Below are 5,183 nucleotides of genomic sequence, written 5' to 3'. Positions count from 1 at the left end.
CAGCAATGCTGGGCGGGGCAGGGGCCGGCAGCGTCTGGGCCGCGCCAGCGTTTAAGCATTGGCGGTGCCGCCGGCCACCGCAGCCGAAGTGCCCACTGCTCGCGGGCCGACATTGGCCTCGGCCACGGTCAGCGCCGTCATGTTGACGATGCGCCGCACGGTGGCGCTGGCGGTGAGGATGTGCACCGGTTTGGCCACACCCAGCAGCATCGGCCCGATGGCGATGTTGCCGCCGGCCGCGGTCTTGAGCAGGTTGTAGGCGATATTGGCAGCGTCGATGTTGGGGCACACCAGCAGGTTGGCTTCGCCGCTGAGGGTGCTGCGCGGCATGATGGCCTGCCGCATCTGCGCATCCAGCGCCACGTCGCCGTGCATCTCGCCGTCCACCTCCAGCCACGGCGCCTGCTCGCGCAGCAGCGCCAGCACCTGCCGCATCTTCACCGCGCTGGGCTGGTCGGATGAGCCGAAATTGGAGTGCGACAGCAGCGCCGCCTTCGGCGTGATACCAAAGCGCATGATCTTGCGTGCCGCCATCTGCGTGATCTCGGCCAGCTGCTCGGCGCTGGGGTCGTAGTTGATGTGGGTGTCGACCAGGAACACCTGCCGCCCGGGCAGCAAGATGGCGTTCATGGCGGCATAGGTGTGTGCGTGAGGACGCTTGCCGATCACCTGGTCGATGTAGTTTAGGTGCATACCGGCCGTGCCCCAGGTGCCGCAGATGAGGCCGTGCACATCGCCGTGGCGCAGCAGCATGGCGCCAATCAGCGTCAGGCGACGCCGCATCTCGATCTTGGCCAGCTGCTCGGTCACACCACGGCGCTCCATCAAACGGTGGTACTCCTGCCAGAAGGTGCGGTAGCGCGGGTCATACTCGACATTGACGACGTCGTAGTCGGTGCCTTCGCGCAGCCGCAGGCCAAACTTTTCGATGCGCTGCGCAATAACCGCCGGGCGGCCGATCAGCACCGGGCGCGCCAGCCCCTCGTCCACCACCACCTGGGCGGCACGCAGCACGCGCTCCTCCTCCCCTTCGGCATAGGCGATGGATTTGTGCCGCGCCTGCTTGGCGATCGCATACACCGGCTTCATCAGCGTGCCGGAGGCAAAGACGAAGCTCTGTAGCCGCTCGCGGTAGGCGTCGAGGTCGGCGATGGGGCGGGTGGCCACACCGCTGCGCACCGCCGCCTCGGCCACTGCGGGAGCGATGCGGATCATCAGCCGCGGGTCAAACGGCTTCGGAATCAGGTACTCCGGCCCAAAGGCGAGTTTTTCACCCGCGTACGCCTGCGCCACCACCTCGCTTTGCTCGGCCTGGGCCAACTCGGCAATCGCGTGCACCGCCGCGATTTCCATCTCGTCGGTGATGGTGGTGGCGCCACAATCCAGCGCACCGCGAAAGATATAGGGGAAGCACAGGACGTTGTTGACTTGGTTGGGGTAGTCGCTGCGCCCGGTGGCCATCACCGCGTCGTCGCGCACGGCGCGCACCTGCTCGGGCAGGATCTCGGGCGTGGGGTTGGCCAGCGCCAGGATCAGTGGGCGCGCGGCCATGCGCGCCACCATCTCGGGCTTGAGCACGCCCCCGGCCGACAGCCCCAGAAAGACATCCGCGCCCTCGATCACTTCGGCCAGCGTGCGCGCGTCGGTTTTCTGTGCAAAGACGGCCTTGTCGGGGTCCATCAGCTCGGTGCGCCCCTCGTAGACGACGCCGGCCAGGTCAGTCACCCAAATGTGCTCACGCGGCAGGCCCAGCTTGACCAGCAGACTCAGACACGCCAGGGCCGCCGCCCCGGCACCGCTGGTCACCAGCTTGACCTGCTTGAGGTCTTTACCCACGACTTTGAGGCCGTTGAGAATGGCCGCCCCCACCACGATGGCGGTGCCGTGCTGGTCGTCGTGGAACACCGGGATCTTCATGCGCTCGCGCAGCTTGCGTTCGACGGTGAAGCAGTCCGGCGCCTTGATGTCTTCGAGATTGATACCCCCGAAGGTGGGCTCCAACGCGGCGATGATGTCCACCAGCCGGTCGGGGTCCTTTTCGTTGATCTCGATATCGAAAACATCGATGCCGGCGAACTTCTTGAACAGCACCGCTTTGCCTTCCATGACCGGCTTGGCCGCCAGCGGGCCGATGTCACCCAGCCCCAACACCGCGGTGCCGTTGGTGATGACGGCCACCAGATTGCCGCGCCCGGTGTAGCGGAACGCGTTGGCGGGGTCGGCCTCGATGGCCTCTTATGGCGCGGCCACGCCGGGGGAATACGCCAGCGCCAGGTCGCGCTGGTTGGACAATGCTTTGGTCGGGGTGACAGCCAGTTTGCCAGGTGTCGGGCGTTCGTGGTAGTCGAGCGCGGCCTGCCGGAGCTGCTCGCGCGGATCGGTAGCGATGTCGGCCATAGACGGAACTCCTGCACTCGGGCCGGCGGGGGCGCAGACGGCATCGCCGGCGGCATGCGAGCATTGTAGAAAGGTGTCGTGCCCGTCCCGCCATGGTGCTGGCAGCCGTGACCGGATCAGCGGCAATCGGCCTGTCGGCCCCCGCGGCCCCGGTCAGACGCGCACGACTGCATCGGGCAATTCGTTCGGATTGGAGTCCTGAGGCACGGCGGGGAAGTGCGCCCTCAGCCAACCGTCCACGGTATCGATGGCCTGCGCCAGCGCCACCTCGGGCGGCCCGGTACGCAGAGCACCACGCAGACCGTCGACCGCGTGCACCCACTGCGCCGCTGAGACGCGCCCGGCCAGCCCACGGTCGGCGACGATCTCGATGGCGCGCTCGGCCAGCAGCAGATAAATCAGCACGCCGGCGTTGTCTTCGGTATCCCAGACGCGCAGGCGGCCGAACCAGCCCAGTGCGCGCTCGCGCACGCGCACCGGCATGGCCGCATCATCGGGCGGTGGCCACAGCCACGACAGCGGCAGGGCCGCCTCGACACAGACGCGGATTTCTCCGCGGTGATGCGCCTCGCTGCCGACGATGCGCTGGCGCAGCCGCTCGGCGGCCGCATCGTCCAGCCAGCGGCGGCTGGCGCGTTCGTCCCACCAGAGGTGCCGCCACAGCCGCTGCAGACGCGTGATCGCTCCCATGATCACCAACGCCCCGAGGCGCCGCCCCCGCCAAAGTTGCCACCGCCCCCGGAGGAAAAGCCACCCCCCGGTCCCCCGCCACCCGGCCAGCCGCCCTCGCCACCGGGCCCACGCCACGGCCCTCCCACCGCACCCTGTCCAACCGTGATCCCGGCCAACGCCAGCACGAACGCCACCGCCACCAACAGCGCAAGCCACGCCCACGGCAAGCCGAGGGCGGCACCCACGACCGCCGCCAGCGCGGCCGTACCCACCGCGCCCAGCACCCGGCCCAGCAGCGCGCGCAGCACGGTGGCGATCACCGGCACGGCGAACACGGCAAACACCACCGCCCCTTCCCCATCCGGGACGCTGGCGCCTGGGGACGCCGCCACATCGCCGGGCAGCGGCAGCGGCTCGCCGGCCAACGCGGCCAAAATCTGCTCCACTCCGGCCTGCAGGCCGCCGAAGTAGTCGCCGTGGCGAAAGCGTGGCACGATAGCGCGCTCGATAATGCGGCTGGCCAACAGATCGGGGATGGCACCTTCCACCGCCTTCGTGGTGGCGATGCGCAGCCGCCGGTCGTCCTTGGCCACCACCAGCAGCACACCATCGCCGACGTCGCGCCGGCCGATCTTCCACGCGTCGCCGACACGCTGGGTGTAGTCCGTGATGTCCTCCGGGGCGGTGGTCGGCACCATCAGCACCACCACTTGACTGCCACGCTCGCGTTCGAACGCGGCCAGACGGGCCTGTAGTGCAGCGCGCTGCTCGGTGCTGAGCGTACCCGTCAGGTCGATGACGCGGGCGGTGAGCGCCGGCACCGGCTGCAGCGCCTGCGCCCGTGCCGCCGTTCCCGCCAGCAGCGCCAGTGCACCCAGCAGCAGGGCCAGCGCCCAAGTGACGAGGCAACCGCCGCGTGCCGCTGTTCGCCCACCACACCACCTGGCCGTGTCCGGCGCCAAGCGGCGCGACGCGTCCACCTCCCCGCCGGCCGTGTCTGGGGCCATGGACCGCTGCCCTGATCAGCGCGAGGGCGCCGGGAATTCGACCTTGGGCGGCACCGCCAGCGACGCCTCGTCGGCGGGTGCGAAGCCCGGCTTGGGTGCGTAGCCGAATACCATCGCCGTCAGGTTGGTGGGAAAGCTGCGCGCCAGCGTGTTGTAGCGCTGCACCGCTTGGATGTAGCGGTTGCGCGCCACGGCGATGCGGTTTTCGGTCCCTTCAAGCTGCACGCGCAGATCGGCAAAACCCTGGTTGGCCTTCAGGCTGGGGTACTGCTCGGCCACCGCCAGCAGACGCGACAGGGCACTGCCCAACTCGCCCTGCGCGGCCTGAAAGCGCTGCAGCGCCTGGGGGTCCTGCAGCATCTCGGGTGTAACCTGGATGGCGGTGGCGCGCGCACGCGCCTCGATGACGCGCGTCAGCGTCTCGCGCTCGAAATGGGCTTCGCCCTGCACGGTGGCGACGAGGTTGGGCACCAGGTCGGCGCGGCGCTGGTACTGGTTGAGCACCTCGGCCCAGGCCGCACGCACTTCCTCGTCCAGGCGCTGGAATTCGTTATAGCCGCAGCCAGGCAGCGTGACCGCGCCCGGGACCGCCAGCGCCAGCGTCAGCCAGCGGCGACGGGTGGTTCCTCTGGGCGGGTGGGCAGGCGTCGACGGTGAAGGCATGGCAAGGACCCCGGTAAACGATCGGGCTGGCTGTATCCAGCGCCGATCATGCCAGACTTGGCCACGGCTGCCGAGACCCCGCCACCCCGCCAGGACGCGCGGTGCTTTCGCGCTGCCCGGTCACGCCACCGCGGCGCCGCGGGCGGCGGCCGCCGCCCAGCCCGCGGCCTGCAGCGAAAGCCGCAGCTGCCGCGCCGTCGCCACGGCGTGGGGGCCGTCGCCATGCACGCAGATGCTGTCGATCGGCGTGGGCAGCACGTGTCCCTCCCGGGTCACCAGGCCACCAGCTTCCAGCATGCGCAGCACGTGTTCGATACAGGCGTCGGCGTCGTGCAGCACGGCGCCCGGCTCGCGGCGCGGGGTCAGCTGGCCATCGCGCTGGTAGGTGCGCAGTGTCGCCATCCAGCGCTGTAGCGCGTTGTGCTGCTGGCGCAGGGCGGTGTG

The 5,183-nt window shown here is 69.5% G+C and carries 4 protein-coding genes and 1 pseudogene; all 5 read right to left on the bottom strand.

From position 1 onward, the window contains the following. Positions 1 to 51: 51 nt before the first annotated feature. A pseudogene (locus tag V7Z54_RS07525) lies at positions 52 to 2,397 on the bottom strand (NADP-dependent malic enzyme). A gap of 153 nt (positions 2,398 to 2,550) precedes the next feature. Further along, positions 2,551 to 3,087 (bottom strand): TPM domain-containing protein, encoded by a 537-nt coding sequence (locus tag V7Z54_RS07520; protein WP_334135553.1) that lies wholly within the window; start codon positions 3,085 to 3,087, stop codon positions 2,551 to 2,553. A 2-nt stretch (positions 3,088 to 3,089) separates the two neighbouring features. After that, positions 3,090 to 4,076, bottom strand: coding sequence for a TPM domain-containing protein (locus V7Z54_RS07515; protein ID WP_334135551.1), 987 nt, complete (start codon positions 4,074 to 4,076; stop codon positions 3,090 to 3,092). 15 nt (positions 4,077 to 4,091) lie between these two features. After that, positions 4,092 to 4,739, bottom strand: a complete 648-nt coding sequence (locus V7Z54_RS07510) for a LemA family protein (RefSeq protein WP_334135550.1) — start codon at positions 4,737 to 4,739, stop codon at positions 4,092 to 4,094. Positions 4,740 to 4,859: 120 nt separating this feature from the next. After that, positions 4,860 to 5,183: LamB/YcsF family protein (locus tag V7Z54_RS07505; protein ID WP_334135548.1), on the bottom strand; the 324-nt coding region annotated here is incomplete at its 5' end.

Source organism: Tepidimonas sp. (genome assembly GCF_036824975.1).
Taxonomy (GTDB): domain Bacteria; phylum Pseudomonadota; class Gammaproteobacteria; order Burkholderiales; family Burkholderiaceae_C; genus Tepidimonas.
Note: the sequence above shows the minus strand (reverse complement) of the source record. Positions and strands in the feature narration are given on the sequence as shown.

Bases quoted from the DNA above. Each gene is read 5' to 3' on its own strand.
- V7Z54_RS07520 (WP_334135553.1), bottom strand. From the start codon at position 3,087: ATGGGAGCGATCACGCGTCTGCAGCGGCTGTGGCGGCACCTCTGGTGG.
- V7Z54_RS07515 (WP_334135551.1), bottom strand. From the start codon at position 4,076: ATGGCCCCAGACACGGCCGGCGGGGAGGTGGACGCGTCGCGCCGCTTG.
- V7Z54_RS07510 (WP_334135550.1), bottom strand. From the start codon at position 4,739: ATGCCTTCACCGTCGACGCCTGCCCACCCGCCCAGAGGAACCACCCGT.